Here is a 22,784-nt window from a genome sequence, read left to right on the forward strand (position 1 = left end):
GTAGTTAAGAGGTTTACACCTATAAAAAAGGTGATTTTAGTTGGGGAATGAATGAAGTGGGAATAAGGGTAATATATAGAATTAAATCACATGTGATAAGGAGCGAATTCCCCTTTGCCCCCTATCAAAAATGCGCCTTATAAATTTAATTTTATATCTAAATTGTAATTTCAATCGATTACATAAATGAAAAACTGGACACTTTTCCTGGCAGCCGCCTACTGGCTCTCCGCCTGTACAAGCCCAGGACCGGCAAAAGATCAACAATCAGATTCCACGGCCATGAGAAAAAAACTCGGCCCATCCCCCGTACTGGATGCTACTACTGCTATCTCACACATGCAGGTGGAAAAGGGACTCGAAGTACAACTCGTAGCGTCGGAACCGTTGATCACAACACCGGTAGCTATGACCTTCGATGACAAAGGGCGTATGTGGGTAGTCGAAATGATGGGATATATGCCCGATACCGTAGGTACGGGTGAGGATGTGCCCAACGGCAAAGTGGTGATCTTAGAAGATACTACCCATGACGGAATTGCCGACACCCGCAAAGTACTCTTGGACTCGTTGATCCTGCCTCGTGCTATCTGTCTTGTTCCCGGTGGCTTTCTGCTGGCCGAACCACCCAAACTCTGGTTCGTCCCGGTCAAAAACGACATCGCCGGCAAGCGCGTCCTGATCGATGACAAATACACCGAAGGTGGCAACGTTGAGCACCAGCCAAATGGCCTGCTCCGCGCTATGGACAACTGGATCTACAATGCAAAATCAGATAAACGCTACCGCCAGATCAATGGCAAATGGGTGAAACAGGATACCCACTTCCGTGGTCAGTGGGGGGTGAGCCAGGATAACTTTGGACGTCTTTTCTCTAACAATAACTCGGAAAACGTACTCGGCGATTACTTTCCACCCGGACTTGGCGCCCGCAATCCTAACCAGAAAACAATTGCTGGTTACGACGAGAAGATCGTGCCCGACAACCGGGTCTATCCCATTCACCCGACACCCGGCGTGAACCGTGGCTATATGAAAGGGATCCTCGACGATAGTCTACGCCTGGTGGAAATGACCGCTGCCTGTAGTCCCCTCGTTTACAGGGGTAGTCTCTTAGGCAAGGAATACGACAACAACATCTTTGTCGCTGAGCCCTGCGGTAACCTGATCAAACGCAACATCATCCAGGATAGCGGCTATATTGTAAAAGGTCGGCAGGCCTACCAGAAAAAGGAATTCCTCGCCAGCGATGATGAGCGTTTCCGCCCGGTAAGTCTCTACGACGCTCCCGATGGCGCCCTTTATATCGTCGATATGTACCGTGGCATCATCCAGCATAAAACATACCTGACGCCGTATCTCAAAGACGAGATCAAAAGCCGGAACCTCACCAACCCACTCAATTGTGGTCGTATCTACCGCATTGTCCCTGCCGGCGCCAAAATGAAGCCGATGGCACTGGACAATAATCCTGACAAGCTCTTTGCGCTGTTAGAGAATCCCAACGGTTGGATCAGGGATAAGGCACAACAGATGATCGTTGATCATCGTTATACCCAGCTCATTCCACATTTAAAAGAACGCCTGCATCAGGAAGGGAATACCTACGGCGCTATTCATGCTTTATGGACACTGGAAGGTTTAGGAGCGTTATCATATAATGAAATTGATTTCCTGCTACACCAGAAAAATCCTTATCTGCAGGCCGCAGCAATTTCCGCGCTGCCATCGGTAAAATCTCCTGGAGCGATTGCTGCTTTAAGATCTGGTCCGGCTACCACCGCTATAGCATCTCCTGGAGCGACTACTGCATTGAGATCTGGTTCAGCTACCACCACTTTAATATCTAATGAAGTTGCTACCACTTTAGCACCTCCCGCAGCTACCGCTACCTTAACATCGTTAGAGAATAATGTATTCCTCGCGCCATACATCGCGTTGGTGTTGCCTTACCTCCCTAACAGTTCCGACCTGCAAACAAAACTAATGACCCACTATGCAAACGACCGTTATGTAGCAGATGCGATCATCAATAATAACAGCGGCAAAGAATCCCAACTCTTATCTCAACTAATAAAAATAAATCCTGATACCACCCTTGCCATGCGTCGTCATCTCGAAGCCATCATCAAAGATATCGAGACACATCGCAAAGCAAAGATCACCGACGCCCTTGTCAAAGAATACCCAAAAGGCGCCAAACTTTTCGCCAATATCTGCCAGACCTGCCACGGAAAAGATGGAGAAGGTATCAAATCACTCGCCCCTCCGCTCAACCAGTCGCAGCTCGTTACCGGCGATAAGAAACGACTGATTTCCATAGTGTTATATGGCCTTACCGGACCTATTGATGTAAATGGAAAACACTACAAAGCGCCCGAAATCAGTGCCGATATGCCCGGCATAGGTAGCAATGACGAATTCAATGATCAGGACATCGCCGAAGTGCTTAGCTTCATCAGAAATTGTTGGAGTAACCAGGCACCGAAGGTAACGGAGAAGGATATACAGGAGGTAAGGAAGAAGTATAAAGGCAGACAAAAGCCGTTCACCATAGAAGAGCTGAACTAAGCATTAAAGAGCTAAACTAAAATAAGCTAAGCTGAACTAAGCAATAAAGAACTAAACTAAGCATAGAATATCTAAACTATCTATCTCTGATTTTAATTGTGGTTGGACGCCAGTCCAACCACAATTAAAATCCCCTCAAAAAAGATGGGCTGATTGCGTAGCAATCAGCCCATCTTTTTTGCAATTATTTAAAGAAGAAAACTACTTCGCCATCAATTCCTCATCAGAAAAAACAACATCCGTATAATCCTTAATCTCATTATAAACCGTATCCCTCTCCACCGGCCTTCTTCCCGCCTGCTTAATCAACATCGCCAACTGCGCCGTATTCATACTCGGATTCTGCTCTTCAGCACCCGCCATTGAATAAATCTTCGTCGTATCATCTATCGTTCCATCCAGGTCATTCACCCCAAATGACAGCGTTAATTGCGCACTCTGCCTGCCCAACATCGGCCAGTATGCCTTCAAATGCGGGAAGTTATCCATATACAAACGAGCTATCGCATACAAACGAAGATCCTCAATCACAGAAACCTCACCCACATGCTCCATCTCATTATCCTTATTCCTGAATTTCAAAGGAATAAACGTATTAAACCCATGTGTCTCATCCTGCAACTGCCTCAATCTCTCCATATGATCCACCCTATGCCAATACTGCTCAATATGCCCATATAACATAGTCGCATTCGTATGCATGCCTAAATTATGCGCCGCTCTATGAATATTCAACCATCCATCCGCATCCACCTTATCATGACAGATCTGCGCCCGGATATCCGCATTAAAGATCTCCGCACCACCACCAGGCAATGATTGTAACCCGGCATCATGCAGCTTCTTCATCCCTTCTTCCACACTCAACTTCGCTTTGCGGAACATATAATCCAACTCCACCGCTGTAAACCCTTTCAAATGCAGATCAGGTCTATGCGCCCTGATCTTCTGCAGCAGCTCCACAAAGAAATCCAGGTTCATCTTTGGATGCACCCCACCCACTATATGCACTTCCGTCACCGGCTGCCCGTCATACTTCTTCACAATATCCAGCATCTGATCAATGCTCAATTCCCAACCCTCTTCCTTATGCTTATAAAGCTTTGAATATGAACAGAATTTACAAGTGAAAATACAAACGTTCGTCGGCTCGATATGGAAGTTCCTGTTGAAATAGGTCTTATCCCCATGCATACGTACCCTCACGAAATTGGCCAGCGCGCCCACATAGCCCAGCTCGCCCTTTTCAAACAGCAGTATACCCTCATCAGTAGTCAACCGCTCACGCGCGATCACCTTTTCACCAATGGTCTTCAATGCTTTATCCAGCCTGGAATCCTGCAACAGCGTTTCTACTGCAGGATAATCGTTTTGAGTTATCATCTCTAATTCACTTTTATTATCTTATAAGTCTTTGCCTTACTATTTCGGTAAATTAACTTTACAAAATAAACACCATTTGGCTCATTTACCAAATCAAAAGTGAAACGATTGCTGCCATCGATATTGGAGCCGCGCTGTTTAGCGATCAACTGCCCCGAAGTATTATAAACGCCTATAAAATCCAGGTTGTCCGGCACCTCCAGGAAGGTCACATACACCTGCCCCGAAGTCGGAACCGGCCCTACTGCAATACCCTTTTCCTTCAGGTAAGCCGGGGTAGACCGGGTTATGATATTGATATTATCCAGGTAAATATTGTTCTCCGCATTGCTCACATTTCTGAATACCACCCTGAATTGCCCTTTCTTGATGATAGGAGTCAGGTTGATGGAGTCCCTGCGCCACTGGGCAGCCGTAGGTACAAACTCAGAAGTCATTGGTGTGGTGGTCGTTACCAGCGTCTTACCCCATTTATTATACAGGGTATCGTAGGTCTGTGAACAGTCGGAAGTGGTCATTACCAGCAGACTATCCCACAAATCATTTGTACTGCTATTCACATCGGAGTAAGTAGCCGCCGCCACATCGAAGAAGAGGAAAATAGAATCCGCGCCGCTTGGATCGATGGTCGGTGTGCGGATATCGTCTATCTCACCATTTACATCGTAAGCGAGGTTGCGCATCTCAATCGCGTAGTAACTGCTATCGCCACGGGTTACCGCCGTCCTTTCCCAGGTATAGGAACCATCCGGGTTTGAGATCTCCCAGCCTGCAGGAGGGAAGGTGGAGCTTTCGAAACCTTCTTTCAGCGGGAACGTAATATTGTTATAATAACTTGTAGTCGTCCATGCAGTGTCGTTGGTCGCATCGTCATCTGCGGAGCCATTCGGCAGGGTCGTGAAGGCTTTCAGTATATGCTCGCCTACATCGAGTGTGCTGTTCGTCAGACTCACAGTATCCGTTTTCAAAGCGGCCAGACTACCCGTCCATGCAGTCGTGTACACGGTACCATCGTCTACCTGGTAGTTGATATTTACTTTGGTCAGCGTTGTCAAACCAAAGTTTTTCAGGATCACAGTAGGGGTAATGCTCGCATCACACTGTTGGTTGTACGGGGTGATCACGGATTCCACTTCGGCATCCAGTGTTTTCAGATTCAGTGGCGTACAGCCGTCGGAGGTAAGGAGCGAAGCCCTGTCGTCGGTGAGGGTAGCACGGATCACGTCTACCTGGTCTGAGGTAAAAAGCACCAGGCAGGCATCATCAGAATAGTCCATGTAGTTTTCAAACATATACCCCGGATTGCTGGTCGCACACTGGTCAACCTGTGGCCATGCCGGACAGCCATAAGTGGCCTTTGCCTGTTTAGGGGTATCGTCGATACCGTCATCTGCCGCACAGGCATCTTCATCTCCCCATATGTGACGGAGGTTGAAGTAGTGACCTATTTCGTGCGTGGCAGTACGGCCTTTATTATAGGGAGAGGCAGCGGTACCCGTAGTACCGAAACCAGTATAATCAATTACAACGCCCTGCTGGTTGTCTGCATACAATCCAGGGAAAGTAGCGACCCCCAGGTACCCGCTTTCCAGGTGACATACCCAGATGTTCAGGTATTTAGTGCCATCCCATTGGTCAGCGCCACTGGAACTGGCAAACTTTACGGCCTTGGCAGCGGAAGTAATGCTAAAACTTGATTTTGTGGTAGTTACGCGTTCTATCCCACTTGTTACTTCACCTGATGGGGTTCGCTGCGCCAGACAAAACTGGATCTTGGCGTCTCCAACCAGTGTTTTCCATACACTCGGCAGAATGCTGGTATCGGTGTTCAATGCAGCATAATCCCTGTTCAGTACATCGATCTGTGATTGTACCTGTGCGTCGGTAACGGCAGATGGGTTTTGCAGTACAATGTGAACGACTACCGGAATGGTAACGGTGTTGTATGTAGCGGTCGTTTTGGCCTCTGCTCTGGTTAATTTGATAGCAGAAATCTTTGAGCGGTTGCGTGCTTCAATCTTATCACGAAGTACCTGCAGGGATGGATTTTCCTTGATCTGTTCCTGAACAGCTATTTCGGTGCCACACTGACGTTGGGCCCAGGCAGGTAATGATAGGAAGACGGTTAGGATAAAAAGGGTAAAATTGCGCAAAGTTCAAGTTTGAAAGTTAAAATTAGCGGCTGTTGTCCGAAAATTCGGGGAAAGTTACAATCTTTTGTCACACACTTTAAAGATATTTTTCAAAAATTAGGGAGTCATTTTGAATGTATTCCTAACTATTTATAGGAGGAAATTATTCAAAAAGGGACCCATAATTTCAGGAAAGTCCTTCTGTAACAATTGATTGGCTCTCGACTGTTTGACCGCGATTTTTTCAAATTGTTTAAACGCATTCCTGGTATATTTCGTATTTATTGGAATTTTGAACAAATACACAATAAAAACATTCATGACTAAGGGAGTTCTCCAACAGGGTATGAAAACCATTTTCAATAAAAAAGGGCGACTCACCAGAGCCGCCCTTTTACTAAATTTATTTCCAAAGATTACAGGTTCGCCTGAATCTTCTTTTCCAATACTGAACGAGGGGCTGCACCTACTTGCTTATCAACTACCTGGCCATTCTTAATGAAAAGGATCGCAGGAATACTTGTAATTCCATAATTGATAGACAACTGAGGATTCTGGTCAACATTTACTTTACCAACATTAACCTTACCTGCGTAATCTTTAGAGAGCTCTTCGATCACTGGACCGATAGCGCGACAAGGACCACACCATTCTGCCCAGAAATCAATTACGCTCAATTTATCTGAGCTCAACACTTCGTTTTGGAAGTTGGAATCAGTGAATTCTAATGCCATGTTATTAGTATTTATAAAAATTTTTAAATTCCTGTAATTTATTATGCAAGAATCAAACCGGGCGCAAATTACTGCTTTTTTGGCATGTTCTGCAAATCGTTATATCGATTATTTACGATGCAAGTTAAATCATTTTTATTCGCCTACTTATTGATAGTATCTATATGAGTATCAACTTCCGGCGAATTGGTTCTTTTGTCCGCATTATTGGTTATTTCTCTATCCTGCACTGAAATACTTACGTTTATAACGTATTTAAAGTTTCTTATTTCGCCGTTTCTATATACACATCCAGATCAGGCTGTTTCGATAAGAAATGCGCCAGCTCATCATTCATCTCAATATGCTTATTAAATGTATGCATCTTCACCTGCAGATCATTATCCCTATCCACCAACTGTAAGAACAACTCACTCGACCCCGGGTACTTATTAATATTATCTACTAAAAAGTCCACCAGGTCACGCGTGATGAACTTCGGCATCGTCACTAACCCCACCTTCTTCGTATGCGTCTTCTTCACTTCCTGCAATAACTGTATACTCCCCACCTTAAACTCATACTCACTATCATTAAATCGTCTTGCTTTAAACCCTCCATTGATAAACAGGCACAACCCGGTTTTCAAATAAGGCGCAAACCGGATAAAGTCCTCACTCCACAGTGCGAACTCAAACTTCCCGCTATAATCCTCTACCGTCATAATGCCAAACTGTCTGTTGTTTCGGGATATACGCTCCTGCGCCCCCGTTACATATACCGCCAGCCTGAAGTTCTTTTCACGGCCTGGCTTACCACCCCCCGGAGCTGTAATCTCCGCTTGATATTCAACCAGTTCCGATACCTTATTCATATTATAGAACCTGCTCTCAAATCGATAATCATCCAGCGGATGCCCGGAAATATAGATCCCCGTCACCTCTCTCTCATTATTCAGCTTCAGGATCAATGGCCAGGGATCGCAATTTGGCAGTTTCGGGGGCTCTATCGCCGGCATATCTTCATCGCCAAACAAACTACCAATATTAGAAGACCCTGCAGTTACCTGGTTCCCGAATTTCACAATCTTATCCAATCCCGTCGTCATATCATTCTCCGGCTTGAAGAAATACTGTGCTCTATGCAACGCCGGGAAACAGTCAAACGCGCCGGACATCGCCAGGGCTTCCAGCGATTTCTTATTTACTGCACGTTGGTTCACCCGCTTGATCAGGTCAAAGATATCCTTGAAGATGCCCTCTTTTTTACGCTCTTCCAGGATGTTCTCTACCGCTGCTTCACCCACACCTTTTAAACCTGCCAGACCAAAACGGATCTGCCCCATTTTGTTCACCGCAAAACCCTTGAAAGATTCATTCACATCCGGCGGCAATACGTCAATACCCATACGCTTGGCTTCTTCCATGAAGAAGGTGATCTTTTCAATATTGCTCGCACAGTTCAGTACCGCCGCCATGTACTCAGCAGGGTAGTGGGCCTTCAGGTACGCCGTCTGGTACGCCACAAATGCATAACAGGTAGAGTGCGATTTGTTGAACGCATAGGATGCAAATGCCTCCCAGTCCGTCCACACCTTCTCACATATCTTCAGATCATGGCCGTTTTTTTCACAACCGTCCATGAACTGTTTCTTCATTTTATCCAGTACCGCCTTCTGTTTCTTACCCATGGCTTTACGGAGTATGTCCGCATCACCTTTGGAGAAGTTCGCCAGCTTCTGGCTCAGCAGCATTACCTGCTCCTGGTATACTGAGATACCATACGTATCACGCATGTATTCCTCCATCTCCGGCAGGTCATACACCGTCTCTTCCAGGCCATGTTTACGACGAATGAACAATGGAATATACTCCAGTGGTCCCGGACGGTACAAGGCGTTCATCGCAATCAGGTCATCAAATCTATCGGGCTTCAACTCACGGAGGTACTTCTGCATACCGGGCGACTCGAACTGGAACGTTGCGTTCGTCTCACCCTTCTGGTACAACTCGTAAGTACGCGCATCATCCAGCGGAATATCGTCGATAGAGATTTCGACCCCGTGGTTCATTTTGATCAGCTCCAGCGCACCCTTGATGATGGTCAGGGTCTTCAGACCCAAAAAGTCCATCTTGATTACACCGGCGCTTTCAATGATACTACCTTCAAACTGTGTCACCAGCAGATCAGAATCCTTCGCTGTAGACACCGGTATCAGGTCGTACAGATCCTTTGGCGCAATGATAATACCCGCCGCATGGATACCTGTATTTCGCACGGACCCTTCCAGTACGCAGGCCTCGCGGAGCACTTCGCCCTGCAGGTCGTCGCCTTTGATGATCTCGCGGAGTTTTCTTACGTTTTCAAGATCTTCGGGTCCGAGTCCCTCTTTCTCTGCCAGGCTCTTCTCGCCCTCATCGATCGGGGCGTTGAAGATTCGGTCCAGCTGGATACCCGGTTTATCGGGTACCATCTTGGCCAGCATATTGGATTCTACCAGTGGCAGGTCCATCACACGGGCCACGTCTTTGATACTCATTTTGGCAGCCATGGTACCATAGGTAATGATCTGCGCTACCTGGTTCTTGCCATATTTGTCTACCACATAGTCAATCACTTTCTGACGGCCTTCATCATCGAAGTCCGTATCAATATCGGGCATGCTCTTACGTTCCGGATTCAGGAAACGCTCGAACAGGAGGTTATACTTAATCGGATCAATATTGGTAATCCCAATGGAATACGCCACAGCCGATCCCGCAGCCGATCCACGGCCGGGACCGATAAATACCCCCAGATCGCGACCTGCCTTGATAAAGTCAGATACGATGAGGAAGTAACCGGCAAACCCCATGTTCTCAATTACCTGTAGTTCGAAGTTCAGACGTTCTTCCACTTCTGCCGTAATCTCCGTATACTTCTTACGGGCACCTTCCATGGTCAGGTGGCGCAGGTACTGATCCTGCGTAAAGAAGCCCGGAGGGATCGGGAAGTTGGGGAGCAGGATGTCTTTTTTCAGGTCCAGCAGTTCCACCTTGTCCACGATCTCATTGGTATTGTCAATGGCCTGTGGCAGGTCGTGGAAGAGACGTGACATCTCGTCCGTGGTCTTGAAATAAAACTCGTCGTTATAGAATGCGAAGCGGGTATTTTTCTTACCCCCTTCATCTTCGTTAAATTCTTTGTTGGTCGGGGTAGATTTTTTCTCACCAGTGTTGATACAGAGCAGGATATCGTGTGCGTTCGCATCTTCCTTGTCCACATAGTGGGAGTCGTTCGATGCGATCACTTTTACATTGTATTTCTCTGCAAATTTCAGGAGCACCACATTCACTTTTTCCTGTTCAGGAATACCATGGCGCTGCATTTCCACATAGAAATCTTCCCCAAAGATGTCCAGCCACCATCTGAATTCCTTTTCGCCGGCCTCTTCTCCATGTTTCAGGATGGCGCGGGGAACAGAGGCACCGAGACAACAAGTAGTGGCAATCAGACCTTTATGATATTGGAGAACGAGTTCTTTGTCAATACGGGGATATTTACCGTACAGCCCCTCAATGTACCCGAGTGAGCAAAGTTTGATGAGGTTGCGGTAACCTTCTTCATTCTTGGCGAGTAACACCTGGTGGTTACGGATGTCTTTCTCATCACGGGTGAAGGCGCGTTTAAACCTGTTTTCTACCACGTAGAATTCACACCCTACGATGGGCTTTACTTTCAGACGCTTATCTTTTGGATCTTCAGGGTTGAGTCGATGGTTATATGCTTCTGCCACAAACTGGAATACGCCGAACATGTTTCCGTGGTCTGTAATGGCAAGGGCTGGCTGGTTGCTGGCCATTGCTTTTTTATACAGTGACTTGATATCTGCGGCTCCATCCAGCAGGGAGTACTGAGTATGAACGTGTAAGTGGGAGAAATTCATGGCACAAAATTCCGTTTCTTCAGGGACAAAGTTAATTAAAAATTATCCACAGCAGGTGAACGCGCCCGCAGCGGGGCTTCCGGTTTTTTGGCCTACAACACTTTAAAAACAATTATTATTAGTAATTTAGCTCAAATTATAATCAAAAGTACATATGGCAGGAAGAAATGGACTTATTTGGGCGCTCGGTATTTTTCTGTTAACAGTCAGTTCGTGTGCTGTTATTAAAAATAATACTACCGCCAAAAAATCCACTACCAGCTCTTCCAGCCGTTCCCCGGAATTCCTCGAAGGCTTTACCACTTCCAGCAATGCAAAGACCACGAGTGTGAGTTATGCAAAAGTGAGTTTCTCCCAGGCCAGCAGTACTTATGTCGAAAACGCTCCTTTGTGGCAATTTAAATATGCACAGTTACTGGATGTACCCGTAGAGACGGTGCTCAATGCCAATTTGTTCTATTTTATAGAAGACTGGTGGGGCACGCCTTACCATTTAGGCGGAAAAGCGAAGACGGGTATTGATTGCAGTAATTTTGCCAACCAGTTGTTAAACACCGTATTCAGGATCAGTTCTTCCGGTACCTCTTCAGGATTGTACGATAAGTCTAAAAAGGTAAGTGCCGGCCAGATGAAGGCGGGAGACCTGGTGTTTTTTAAGATCAACCAGGCGCAGGTATCGCATGTAGGGGTGTACCTGGATAATTCTAAATTTGTACATGCTTCTACAAGTTCAGGGGTGATGATCAGTGATCTGAACGAAACTTATTGGAAGAAGTATTTTGTAGGTGCAGGGAGAATGAACTAATAATTACCTTTGCGAAAATGTAACCAAATATAGATGCCTTTTAAACCGACTACCTAAATCGGTACTCTAATTGCTTATTTCCACCTACAATTGTTAAAATTAAATTTGTTACTACTGCATGCTGTCAATCATTATCTGTTCCATCGATCCTGAGCGGGTTCGAACGGTCACTGCAAATATCCATGCTACCATTGGCGTGGAACATGAAGTGATCATCATTAATAATGCAAAAGAGTTAGGTGGAATGGGGGCCGGTTATAACACCGGTGCGGCCCGTGCCAGATACGATACCATCTGCTTTATGCATGATGACATTGAATTCCTGAAAGCTGACTGGGGCCAATGTGTACTTTCCCATTTTAAATCTGATGCCAACCTCGGCCTGATCGGTATTGCCGGCAGCCGGTACAAAAGCAAAACCATCTCCGGCTGGTGGACGAACCAGGCTACGGCTGATTGCTGTAATATCTACCAACGTAATCTTAAAGGCAAAGACAGGAAGTTCCTGCTGCGCCCGGCGGGAAAGAACGGGGTGATTGTGCCTGTGAAAAGTCTGGATGGGGTATGGTTATGTACCCGCAAGCGCATATGGGAGGAGTTTCCGTTTAATACAGCTGACCTGAAAGGGTTTCATTTTTACGACCTGGATATCAGTTTGAGAATATCAGAGATATATACCGTGGGGGTAGTGTACGATATAGACCTTGTGCATTTTTCCAAAGGGAATTTTGGAGACGAGTGGGTGAGGGGAGCGATCTCCTTTCACGAAGAGGTGAATAAAGTAGCATTGCCAGTAAGTCTGGATACGCCTGCAGAAAATGCAGAAGCGCATGTGTGTAAGTCGTGGCTGAGGAGATTAAGGATTGAAAAGATCAGCTGGGAGAATAGGAAGTTGTGGGTGAAGGCGGGGCATGCAATGGATTTCCCCGGTTTGTGGGGAACAGTGGCAGGTTTTTATTTCCCTTATCTGAAGCAGGCGAAGATGAAATTGAAGGAATTGATTTCTTAACGATTTATCAGTTTTCCCATACGTTTCTTTACCGTTTCAAACACCTGCATCACGTCCTCGGATACCCTCAGTTGCAACAGCAACAGTGCATACACTGCTGTAAACACTGTAGATCTTACAATTAATCCCATCAGTGGATCGTGCAGGTGGATAGTGTAAGCCACTGGTACATACACTACTATCGGTATCAGTAAGGCTAGTATTGTCTTCTTTGTAAACGGTTGTAAATTATAGACCTTATACAAAAACACATACCTGATAAAATTAAAAATAGTCCTTGATATCAGGGTAGCCAGCGCTGCCCCGATCATTCCCATATGCTTGATCAGGAAATAAGTCAGCGGCAGGGTGAGTAACAACAGGATAATATTCGAATACAATTCAAATTTCCACCTTCGGGAAGTAAGGATAATTGCACTGTTCATACCTGTGCCCAACTCAATCACCTGGTAAAGTCCCAGGTAAAACATCACGGGCTTCCCCAAATGATAAATGGGATCCGGTTTTACCCAATCCAGCAAATCATCCCAGTTCAGCATGATCATCGCAAAAATAAAACTGGATACGATGAGCAGGTTCAATGAAGTCTTTTTATAAATCCGATCCAGCTTCAGGATATCTCTATCCTTCCAGGCCTGGGAAATAGGGCCTGCTGCCATACTGAGTGCCGCCCTGTAAGGCACTACAATGAAGTTCGAAATATACTGTGTATTAATGAACACCGATGTGAAACTCAACCCCATCAGGCTCGAAATGATAATACCATCCATGGTAGTACTCATCAGGGAAATCACGTTACTCCCCAGTACAAACAATGCATATGGCACTATCCTCTTCCACAATCGCTTGGTGAGTTTGCTGATCCGGAACGACATTTTTAATTGCCTGATACATAGCAGGTAAATGATCAGCGCCGCAAAGATGGCAAAATACTGAAAGCTGAATAGATCGGCGTACAGTGGGAATGTAAGCACTCCACCGATGAACAGCAGGTTCAGTATGGTATTCATCCCCCTGAACAGTACTTCTTTCAGCAAATTGGCCACATGCCCTTTCTGAATGGTCCAGGTCTGTGCTTCCAGCACCTGGAACAGTGTGAGGAACAACATGAGTGGGAATACCAGGTAAAAATATTCTACCAGCAATGGCGCTTTTCCAATGAACTTCTTGATAATAAAGGGTTTCAGGAACGTGCTGAAACTCATGAATACGATCAGGCAGCCAATCAGGGAAAGGACAAATGAGATGGTGACCAGCTCACTTTTATTCTCCTTATGAAAGTTTTTGTAATAAGGGAAAAACTTGACCACCACACTGTTTGTACCCAGCAGGGCAAAACTGCTCGAAAGCACCGCAATGTCAAGCAGTACGCGGGTTAAACCAGTTTGGTCAGGTTGAAAATATTTGGCATAAAGGTAAGTATTCAGCGCTCCTAATAAGAATCCGGCATAAATGAAAACTGTAGTGATGATACCTTTTTTCCTGATGGTACTCATATATTAAAAGCCCGCTGTATTTTTTAAAGTGATCCAAAATCCTTTGCTACCAAAAATTAAAGGTATTCATAATTTCGGATTATTATATCTTGCGGTCTGTCAACAAATTTGATGCCTTAAGTATAAGAGGTATTTTTAAAGAGAACCTGAACATGATGAACCCGGAACAGATAAAAGTCTCGATATGTATTCCTGCTTATAAACAGGTAGATTACCTGCGTCGTTTACTCGATTCATTAGTGACACAAACGATGAAGAACCTGGAAGTAGTAATTACAGACGATAGTCCAGATCATACCGTAGAGCAGGTGGTAAATGAGTATGTGCAGAAGTTACCCATCCGCTACTATAGAAATGTGCCTGCCAGGGGGATGCCGGGCAACTGGAATACCTGCCTGGATCTGGCAAAGGGAGATTATATCAAGATCATGCACGATGACGACTGGTTTATGCATCCGCATTCCCTGGAAACCCTCTGCAAGGCGCTGGATGACCATCCCACACACGATTTCGCTTATTCCGCTTTCTATAATTACTATCTTTTTACCGGTGAAAAAAAGGAAATGACCTCCCCGGGGTGGTTCAGGAAAGCCTTTGCAAAAGCACCGGTAAATGTATTGTTTGATAATCTGGTAGGTCCGCCAAGTGTGGTCATTCATCGTAACAAACCTGCTTATCGCTATGACGAAAAGGTACGCTGGACGGTGGATGTAGACTTCTACATCCGATTGCTGAATATGCATCCGGGGTTTACATATATTCCGGAACCATTGTGCTATGTGGGTATGGGTAAGGAGCAGATTACCGAAGAGGTACATGGGGTGAAAGAAGTGTTTATCCCTGAATATTTTTATGTGTTGCAGAAGATGGGGGATGGGCCTTTCAGAAGTATATTGGTATACGACTTTTTCTGGCGCCTGATGAGAAATATGAAAATAAAAGGTGTAATGGATATCCGCAACGCGGGCTATGAAGGGCCTTTGCCACTTGTCACGAATTATGTGTTGAGGTGGCAGCGTATCTTCCCTGCGGGATGGTTGAAGTTCGGGCCATTGTCTAAACTGACGATGGGATTTTCTTTTTTATTTGCACCTAAACCTAAAGTGTAATTCATGCAGCTGTCTGTCATTATTGTAAATTATAATAGCCATGGCCTGATCAATGATTGTATTGATACGATTGTGAGTCAGACAAAGGAGATTAGTTATGAAGTCATCGTAGTAGATAATCAGTCGGCTGCTGGTAGTTTAGCACAGATTGTATCAAAGCATCCGTTTGTTAAACCTATTGAGATGGGCTATAATGGCGGATATTCAAGGGCGAATAATGCGGGGTTGCGGGCGGCTGCAGGCGACTATTTACTGTTACTGAATCCTGATACATTGATCCTGAACGGCGCCCTGGATAAATGTGTGCAACGCTTCAGCACCAGTGATTTTGCGGCTTGTGGGGTACAGCAGTTGAATGCGGACCATACCACCCAAATCTCTGGTAATTACTTTATGATAGGGGGACTGAATCATTTATTGCCTTTACCTTATTGGGGCAAGGTATTACGATGGGTCGCTTTTAAGATGAAGACGAAAGTGCCGAATGTACAACAGGCAAGCAGTGTGCACGAAGTAGATTGGATCAGTGGAGCGTTTTTGATGATTAAGAGAAGTACGTTGGAAAAAGCGGGCTATATGGATGAAGATTTCTTTTTGTATGCAGAAGAAGTAGAGTGGTGTAGCAGGATAAAAAAGATCGGTCAACTCGCCATTTTCGGTGATATCAATATTGTCCATTTACAGGGCGAGACGACGGGTGAGGCTTTTGATTCGGCAGACAAAGGCTACCAGGGTTTATTTGACCGAAAAGCCCTGCAGGTAATGCTTTCCAATCATGTAAGAGTACGGAAACAGTTCGGCGTATTCTGGTTTTTGTTTTTATTATTGAATTATTCCTTTGCGGTGCCGGTGTTCTTTTTTGGTAGCATCATAGAGAACTTATTGAAGGGCCGTAATCCGTTTAAATATATGCCGCAGGTGTGGGGACTAACAAAGAATGTTTTTGCTTTGTGGCAATTCAGTCCGATCATTATCAGGAATAAACCGCATTTTTATAAGGTATTGTAGGCACATGAAAGCTAAACTTGTTTTTGTATTGCTGTTGGGTATTGCCAGTGTTTCTTCTGTTTTTGCGCAAACATCCGTGAAGGTGGTGCATGAATATTATAACGATGTTTACGGAAAGTTCAATGCGGATGTGGTCAGGGTGCTTCACCTGGTGAGGGATACGGCTATGATAGCACCGACCCTAAAGCAGTTTTTTTATAAAAGAGCGGATAATGGCAACAAACTCACTCTCGATTACCAGCTTTATGAAGATTCCAGGATTATTTCTGTACAAATAACCGGTCAGACCCGGGATGTGGTTACCTTATATGCCGCCCTTTACGACAGGAAAATAAAAAAGAAGAAACCGCCTAAAGGATATGTAATAAAAAACGATGAGTGGGTACGTATTCAAGCAGATGATCAGGAAAATACAAGCAGGATAATCATACAGGCAATCATCTATTAGATATAAATGCATTTATGAAAAAGGGAATTCATCAACAGGTATGAAAACCATTTCTACTAAAAAAAGGAGATCACTTTCGGCGATCTCCTTTTTTAGTAGAACTTTTTATTCAGGCTTATTCATGTAAGCTCTTTTATTTAAATTCCTTTACTCGGGCTTATTCATTCAAGCTTTTTTATTTTAAGCGACCACTTTCTTCTTCCTGAACTCCATTACCACCGCGCCAATCAACAACAACATCACTATCAGAGAACTAAAGAACCCAATCTGATCCCCTAAATAGTAACTCTTCGGATGGAACTTAAACACAATCTCATGTTTTCCTGCCGGTACAGACAACCCTCTCAGTGCATAATCCACTCTCACATACTCCGTCTCCACACCATCAATATACGCTTTCCAGCCCTCCTTATAATACACCTCACTAAACACTGCAAATTGTGGCGTAGCCGCATTGGAAGTATAACTTATCTGATCCACATCATTCTTCACCAAAGCGATGGTCGCAGCCGAATCGTACACTGGTTGTGCTTTCACCGCAGCTTTAAAACGCTGATCGATCACCACAGAATCCTTTGTATTCAGATTGTCCAGCGCCTTCATTTCCGCATCAGCATTCGGTACCCACACGATATCTTTTACAAACCATGCATTCCCCAACGCCTGCGGATTCCTTTGTACCACAGGCTGTCCCTGCTGACCCGGTGCCACGATATACTTTGCATTCAGCATATTCAGCACATTGATATTATTCCTGCTGATCTGATTCTCAATCAGGTCCTGGTACAATATTAGCTTTGCCGCATGATATCCACCCACTGAATTATGAAAATAAGAAGTCATCGCATCGCTAAACGGATCACCTTTCGTTACATTAAACACCCTGAAATAAGGATCTTTATCTTCTGCAATCTGCTGATCGGCAGGTGAAGGACTGAAGTTACCCTGGTACTTGGATTCCTCTACATAATTATCGGAATTCAGGTAACGGGTATCTACCTGCAGTAAATCAAACAACACCAGTACGATTAGACCACCAGCCAGCCACTGCATCCTGATTTTATCTTTCAGGTAATACCAGATCAGTCCAAATGCCAGCGCAAACAAAATGATTGCTCTGAACACATCACTTCTATACAGGGATGCTCTGTCCGCATGCAATGCACGCATCAGCTGATTTGCAATATCATCACTACCTCCCGCCATCTGCTTGAACTGCTGTGCCATCATCTGATCTGAATTATTAGACCAGCCCAGGGTTACAGACAGTACTAACAGCACGCCTAAAATCACACCCATCACGATGCCTGAGCGCTTCAGGTTCGCTACCAGGTCTGCTTTCTTCAATGTAGGATCCAGCAAAGCCTGCAGACCCAGCACCGCCAGTATGACCAGTGTCAGCTGTGGGATAATCAGCACCATGCTTGGCGCTCTGAATTTATTGTAGAACGGCAGGTAGTCAAACAGCGCATAGTTGAAGAAAGCCAGGTTACTACCATAGCTCATGAGGACTGCCAATATAGAAATCGCGAGGATCCACCATTTATGCCATGACCTGATCAGTCTGAAACTAAAGATCGCGAGGAAGCAGATCACAATACCCAGGTACACCGGACCGGAAGTACCCGGTTGTTCACCCCAGTAAAGCGGCCATGCTTTGATCATCTGGTTGGCCTGTTGGTCAGGCACGCCCAGTGATTTCAGTGTCTTATAGGTCTCGGAACTTTCTGTCAGTTCGCCCTGTGAGCTACCACCATACAGGTTCGGTACTACGAACGTAAACGTCTCGAAAATACCATAGCTCCAGCGGAACGCATATTCCTTATCCAGGCCACTGCCTTTGGTATCGGCAGCTTTCTGTGTGAGTTCTGATTTACCACCACGAATGGTCTCTTTGGAGTATTCGTAGGTCGTCCACATAGCCATGGTATTTACCGCCATACTTAAACCTGTAGCGGCTATAACCAGCACCCCGGTAATAATGAGGTGTTTATAATCCTTTGCACGGATGGTATATATGGCAAATACAACCCCCAGTACGGCCAGCAGCAACAGGAAGTAGTAAGTTACCTGCATGTGGTTCGAAGCTATGAGGAGGGACATGAACAGTGCAGTGACTGCCACCCCTTTGATGTATTTCTTTTGCGTGAGCATGATAATACCCGCCAGAACAGCAGGCAGGTAACCGATGGCCATCATCTTGGTGTCGTGACCCGCACCTATGATAATGGGGTCATAACTGGAATAGGCATAGGCGACAGCACCGAGAAGGCCGATCCAGGAGCGGACACCCAGTACCATACAAAGTAGGTAGAAGGAGAGGCCCGCGAGAAAGAAGAAGTTGATCGGTTTAGGCATCCAGAGTGTGAATACCTTTCCGAGGTCGGAAATGTTGAAGGGCTCGCGGCTTTCCAATACGATCTGGTAGGAAGGCATCCCGCCGAACATACTGTTGGTCCATAGAGGGGCTTCGCCATGGGCGGCTTTGTAATCAAGCGATTGCTTGGCCATAGCCTGCCATTGGATATTATCGCCCTGTGTCAGGACCTGTCCGTCCAGCACTGGTTTACAATAGATGATTGCCAGCAACAGGAGTATCCCGATTGCGATGATATGTGGCAGAAATTTCTTGAACCAATCAGGTTTCATATAGTTATGTACTTGTTTATGAGTGCGTAAAGGTAATATATTATGGAATATATAATAAGTTGGTGATGGTGGGTGGTAATCCTTTACGAATGCGCCTCCGGCAAATGTACCGGTTCCCAGAACCCTTTCAATACATCAATCCTGAACTGAATCACCGGCCATGACTTCGCCGGCCTTCCCTGCAATAAATAATACCCCCCAATCACTACCGAAGCACCCAGCTTAAATAAGTACTCTATCCCTTTCTTAAAAGTCGCCCCGCCACCTTTCTCCTTCATCCTCACCTTTTCCCCACGGCCAATCCCGGAAGCCACCCTGTACATATACTCAGCCGTTAACTTCTTCACTTCCACCACATGATGTACAATCACCGTCGGATCATACCAGATCACGCCACCTCTCTCAATCAGTTTATAAAAGAACTCCTTTCCTTCACCACCAATCCTCAAAGTCCCTTTCACCCCCGGCAAACTGGTATTAAACCCTTTCACCGCAAAGAAATCCTCCCTTTTCACAATCATATTAGATTCCAATGGATAACGCCCGTTGTCGAACGGCTTCGTCTCCGGACTATAATCAAAATTCCCCACCAGGGAAGATACATAATGCGACATCCACTTTGGCTCAGCAGGTATATATCTTGGAATAATGCGTCCGCCGAGACCGGTGGCCTCCGGATGCGTATCAAAGAAAGTAATGATATTCTGCAAATACCCCGGCATGGCCACAGCATCGTCATCCATACAGCAGATCAATTTGCCGGTAGACAGTTCCGCCCCGGTATTACGGGCGTACGAAGCGCCCTGACGTTTTTCCAGGTGGTAGGAGAGCTGCATATCCGGGTGGGTAGCAATGTATTCCCTTACTTTTTCGGCAGTATTATCCTGGCTGTTATTGTCCACCACAATCACCTCATACAGTTTCTTGTCAAGGTCCTGCTGGTATAGGCTATCGATGGCCTGTATAATATAGGCCTCCCTGTTATAAGAGCATATGACTATGGAAATGGCAATTTGCATGGGCAGTTGTGTTTTTTCGAATTCTGGTCAGCACAGAATAAACCATGCCAATCACAAATTTTTTTTGAAGAAAGCAAAATAACTGTAATTTATCCGAAATTTCAACATGGACAGGTTACGATTCTTTTTAAAACTGGCTTTTATCTGCAACCTGTTTTTCGTGCTTGCTGAGGTGTCCCGATACCTTGATATAAAGGATAATTTTGGCGAATTATTGAAATTCGTGCTGCCGATGGGGATGTTTGTGGCGTTTCCGCTGAATCTGATCACTTTGATCATCGCGGTTATTATGCTGGTCAGACATAAGCTGAGCGTGGCCCAGCTGCCACCGTTCGTATTTATTATAAATCTTCTTATCTTACTTCTTCAATTCTACTTCCTTTTCTGATGATAAACAATTTACTGAAAGATAAGCCGACGAAACTATTCCTGATCTTCTGTAGTTTCTTCGTGGCGAATGCATTGATAGCTGAGTGTATAGGTGGTAAGATCTTCTCTCTTGAGAGGCTTTTAGGCCTGCCGGTGCATACCTTCACAATTTTCGGGTATCCCGGGTTGTCATTCAATCTTACCTGTGGGGTGTTGTTATGGCCATTAGAGTTTGTGCTGACGGATGTGGTGAATGAGTATTTCGGGCCTAAGGCCGTAAGAAGGATCTCTTATATTGCTGTGGGGCTAATTTCTTATGCTTTCCTCATGTTTTATATCGCGATCAAGGTGCCGCCGGCTGACTGGTGGCTGGGTTCCAGCGCACAGGATGGGGTACCGAATATGCAGGATGCATTTGGAAGTATATTCGGTCAGGGCATGTGGATCATCTTTGCGAGTATCATGGCGTTTTTGGTGAGCCAGATTGTGGATGTGACGGTGTTTCATCGTATTAAGAGAGCCACAGGGGAGAAACATGTGTGGCTGAGGGCTACGGGATCTACTATAATTAGTCAGCTGGTGGATAGTTTTATCGTATTATTTATAGCTTTTAAAATAGGGAAAGACTGGAGCTGGCAGCAGGTGTTGGCGATTTGTGTGGTGAATTATACGTATAAATTTGTTATGGCGATTGCGCTAACCCCGTTAATTTACTTTTTAGAGGGACGGGTGGAAAAATATTTGGGCAAGGAGACGACGGTCAGGATGAAGGCGGCTGCTATGGGGAAGGAAGAGGCATAAGGGAAGAGGAATAAGGAAATGTGATAAGGAAACGGGAATGAGGGAATAGATGTAAGTGAAGAGGTATAAAGAAATGTGTCAAGGAAATGGGATTAAGGAAAGGGGCGAGGCGCCCCTGCTTTCATCATTTGTATGGTCTGTACCCTACGGATATTTCGTCTTCACCAACGTAGCCACCACCTTATCTATCGGCAAATGTACTGCCTCCGCAGAAAAATCTTCCCAATCAATCCACCGGGCAGCTTCCACATCTGTCACACCTTCCGGTACTTCAAAATCAAATGGCTTTTTCGATAAAGGCGCTACAAATGGCGATAGTGGCGTGACAAGATAATAAATTGAAATAATCTGTGTCTCATTGTCAAACGCAGAGATCTGGAAAAAGTCGGTCGTATACAAATGCTCGACCACAGCTACATCCTGATTCAACTCTTCTTTCCATTCCCGTACAATACATTCCAGCGTTCCTTCGCCAAACTCCATCCCACCACCTGGAAATTTCGTAAAATAATTCCCCTTTATATATTCGTCACTAACCAGTACTTGTTTTTTGTCATTGATCATAATGCCATAAACCCGTACGTTGAACATAGCTGCCATATAAAAAATGTTGTATAGGGCAAATGTAGGGTAAAAAAATAGTTTGTTTATACAAGCCGACCACTCATGCAGGCAGGGCGTTCCGGAATCATTGGCAAGCATATATACCCTGGATATAGCATAGCTTCGATATAGAATCGTAATCAAGATGTAACCCAAAAAGGGCAACTCAATATCCCTGAATATTGAGTTGCCTTTTTTGAGTAGCCTTATAACGAAAGTATTGCGTCGAAGAAGCATCGAAGGAGCACCAAAGAAGCGTCGGGGAATCATCCAAGAATCACCTAATATTTACCAACGCAACATCGAAGCTACACCTAAGGCTGCCCCCCTCCACCTGCCGCTCATCTGCATCCGGCTGCTCATCCGGCAGGTAATTGATCACTACATCCGCGCCTTCGCGCGCATACGCAATCGCCGCCGCTGGGCCCATCCCGGAATCCCCACCAGTAATCAATGCTTTACGGCCTGCCAGTCTGCCACTTCCTTTATATGACGCCTCCCCATGATCCGGTTTCGGTATCATCTTCGAAGCCAATGCCGGCCATGGCTGTGACTGCGGTTGAAAAGTAGGCTTAGGGTATTTATTGAGCGGATTTTCCAATCCGGTAGCATGATTATTCGCCACAGAAGGTGCTGAAGGCATAGAACCTGACCTGGAGATTACCGGACTGACGGCCATAGCAGCAATGCTGGCGCCCAGTCCGGTTGCCATCTGCCTGCGCGTGTAATTATTCTGATTCATAT

The 22,784-nt window shown here is 45.4% G+C and carries 16 protein-coding genes; 7 read left to right on the forward strand and 9 right to left on the reverse strand.

The features are described from left to right. Window positions 1-186 precede the first annotated feature (186 nt). Window positions 187-2,571, forward strand: a complete 2,385-nt coding sequence (locus SIO70_RS18560; protein WP_320573136.1) for a c-type cytochrome — start codon at window positions 187-189, stop codon at window positions 2,569-2,571. 201 nt (window positions 2,572-2,772) lie between these two features. Here the strand turns inward: SIO70_RS18560 and mqnE are convergent, their stop codons facing one another. From mqnE to dnaE, 4 genes are all read right to left on the reverse strand, one after another. Then, window positions 2,773-3,954 carry an aminofutalosine synthase MqnE gene (gene mqnE, locus SIO70_RS18565; RefSeq protein WP_320573138.1) on the reverse strand — a complete coding sequence of 394 codons (1,182 nt, stop codon included), beginning with the start codon at window positions 3,952-3,954 and terminating at the stop codon, window positions 2,773-2,775. Between the two features lie 2 nt (window positions 3,955-3,956). Continuing rightward, entirely contained in the window at window positions 3,957-6,107 is a 2,151-nt protein-coding gene (locus SIO70_RS18570; RefSeq protein WP_320573140.1) for a M43 family zinc metalloprotease, read from the reverse strand. 395 nt (window positions 6,108-6,502) lie between these two features. Further along, complete coding sequence (trxA, locus tag SIO70_RS18575; RefSeq protein WP_146969342.1) at window positions 6,503-6,820, reverse strand: thioredoxin; 318 nt, start codon at window positions 6,818-6,820, stop codon at window positions 6,503-6,505. A gap of 265 nt (window positions 6,821-7,085) precedes the next feature. Next, complete coding sequence (gene dnaE / locus SIO70_RS18580; RefSeq protein WP_320573144.1) at window positions 7,086-10,724, reverse strand: DNA polymerase III subunit alpha; 3,639 nt, start codon at window positions 10,722-10,724, stop codon at window positions 7,086-7,088. Between the two features lie 154 nt (window positions 10,725-10,878). Here dnaE and SIO70_RS18585 point away from each other — a divergent pair, with 154 nt between their 5' ends. Together SIO70_RS18585 and SIO70_RS18590 are read left to right on the forward strand one after the other, a co-directional pair. After that, on the forward strand, window positions 10,879-11,529 hold the full coding sequence (locus SIO70_RS18585; RefSeq protein WP_320573146.1) for a C40 family peptidase: 651 nt from the start codon (window positions 10,879-10,881) through the stop codon (window positions 11,527-11,529). A 118-nt stretch (window positions 11,530-11,647) separates the two neighbouring features. Next, window positions 11,648-12,538 carry a glycosyltransferase gene (locus SIO70_RS18590; protein ID WP_320573148.1) on the forward strand — a complete coding sequence of 297 codons (891 nt, stop codon included), beginning with the start codon at window positions 11,648-11,650 and terminating at the stop codon, window positions 12,536-12,538. Here SIO70_RS18590 and SIO70_RS18595 read toward each other — a convergent pair. Further along, window positions 12,535-14,034: a lipopolysaccharide biosynthesis protein gene (locus SIO70_RS18595; protein WP_320573149.1), complete on the reverse strand. Its 1,500-nt coding sequence runs from the start codon at window positions 14,032-14,034 to the stop codon at window positions 12,535-12,537. The two genes, SIO70_RS18590 and SIO70_RS18595, sit on opposite strands and share 4 nt — an antisense overlap. 152 nt (window positions 14,035-14,186) lie before the next feature. Here SIO70_RS18595 and SIO70_RS18600 point away from each other — a divergent pair, with 152 nt between their 5' ends. The 3 genes from SIO70_RS18600 to SIO70_RS18610 are packed head-to-tail and all read left to right on the forward strand — an operon-like array spanning window position 14,187 to window position 16,599. Continuing rightward, on the forward strand, window positions 14,187-15,143 hold the full coding sequence (locus SIO70_RS18600) for a glycosyltransferase family 2 protein (protein ID WP_320573151.1): 957 nt from the start codon (window positions 14,187-14,189) through the stop codon (window positions 15,141-15,143). Window positions 15,144-15,146: 3 nt separating this feature from the next. Next, a complete protein-coding gene (locus SIO70_RS18605) occupies window positions 15,147-16,151 on the forward strand; it encodes a glycosyltransferase family 2 protein (protein WP_320573153.1) in 1,005 nt (334 codons plus the stop codon). Window positions 16,152-16,155: 4 nt separating this feature from the next. Beyond that, window positions 16,156-16,599, forward strand: a complete 444-nt coding sequence (locus SIO70_RS18610) for a hypothetical protein (RefSeq protein WP_320573155.1) — start codon at window positions 16,156-16,158, stop codon at window positions 16,597-16,599. A gap of 180 nt (window positions 16,600-16,779) precedes the next feature. On the opposite strand, the gene SIO70_RS18615 is transcribed toward SIO70_RS18610, so the two are convergent. Then, window positions 16,780-19,248, reverse strand: a complete 2,469-nt coding sequence (locus SIO70_RS18615) for a YfhO family protein (RefSeq protein ID WP_320573156.1) — start codon at window positions 19,246-19,248, stop codon at window positions 16,780-16,782. A gap of 83 nt (window positions 19,249-19,331) precedes the next feature. Continuing rightward, entirely contained in the window at window positions 19,332-20,267 is a 936-nt protein-coding gene (locus SIO70_RS18620; protein ID WP_320573158.1) for a glycosyltransferase, read from the reverse strand. A 387-nt stretch (window positions 20,268-20,654) separates the two neighbouring features. Between SIO70_RS18620 and SIO70_RS18625 the strand changes: the two genes are divergently transcribed. Next, window positions 20,655-21,437 (forward strand): queuosine precursor transporter, encoded by a 783-nt coding sequence (locus SIO70_RS18625; protein ID WP_320573160.1) that lies wholly within the window; start codon window positions 20,655-20,657, stop codon window positions 21,435-21,437. Between the two features lie 144 nt (window positions 21,438-21,581). On the opposite strand, the gene SIO70_RS18630 is transcribed toward SIO70_RS18625, so the two are convergent. Both SIO70_RS18630 and SIO70_RS18635 read right to left on the reverse strand, forming a co-directional pair. Then, entirely contained in the window at window positions 21,582-22,037 is a 456-nt protein-coding gene (locus SIO70_RS18630) for an NUDIX hydrolase (RefSeq protein ID WP_320573162.1), read from the reverse strand. Window positions 22,038-22,317: 280 nt separating this feature from the next. Further along, complete coding sequence (locus SIO70_RS18635; RefSeq protein WP_320573164.1) at window positions 22,318-22,782, reverse strand: hypothetical protein; 465 nt, start codon at window positions 22,780-22,782, stop codon at window positions 22,318-22,320. Window positions 22,783-22,784 lie beyond the last annotated feature (2 nt).

The organism is Chitinophaga sancti, from assembly GCF_034087045.1.
Lineage (GTDB): Bacteria > Bacteroidota > Bacteroidia > Chitinophagales > Chitinophagaceae > Chitinophaga > Chitinophaga sancti_B.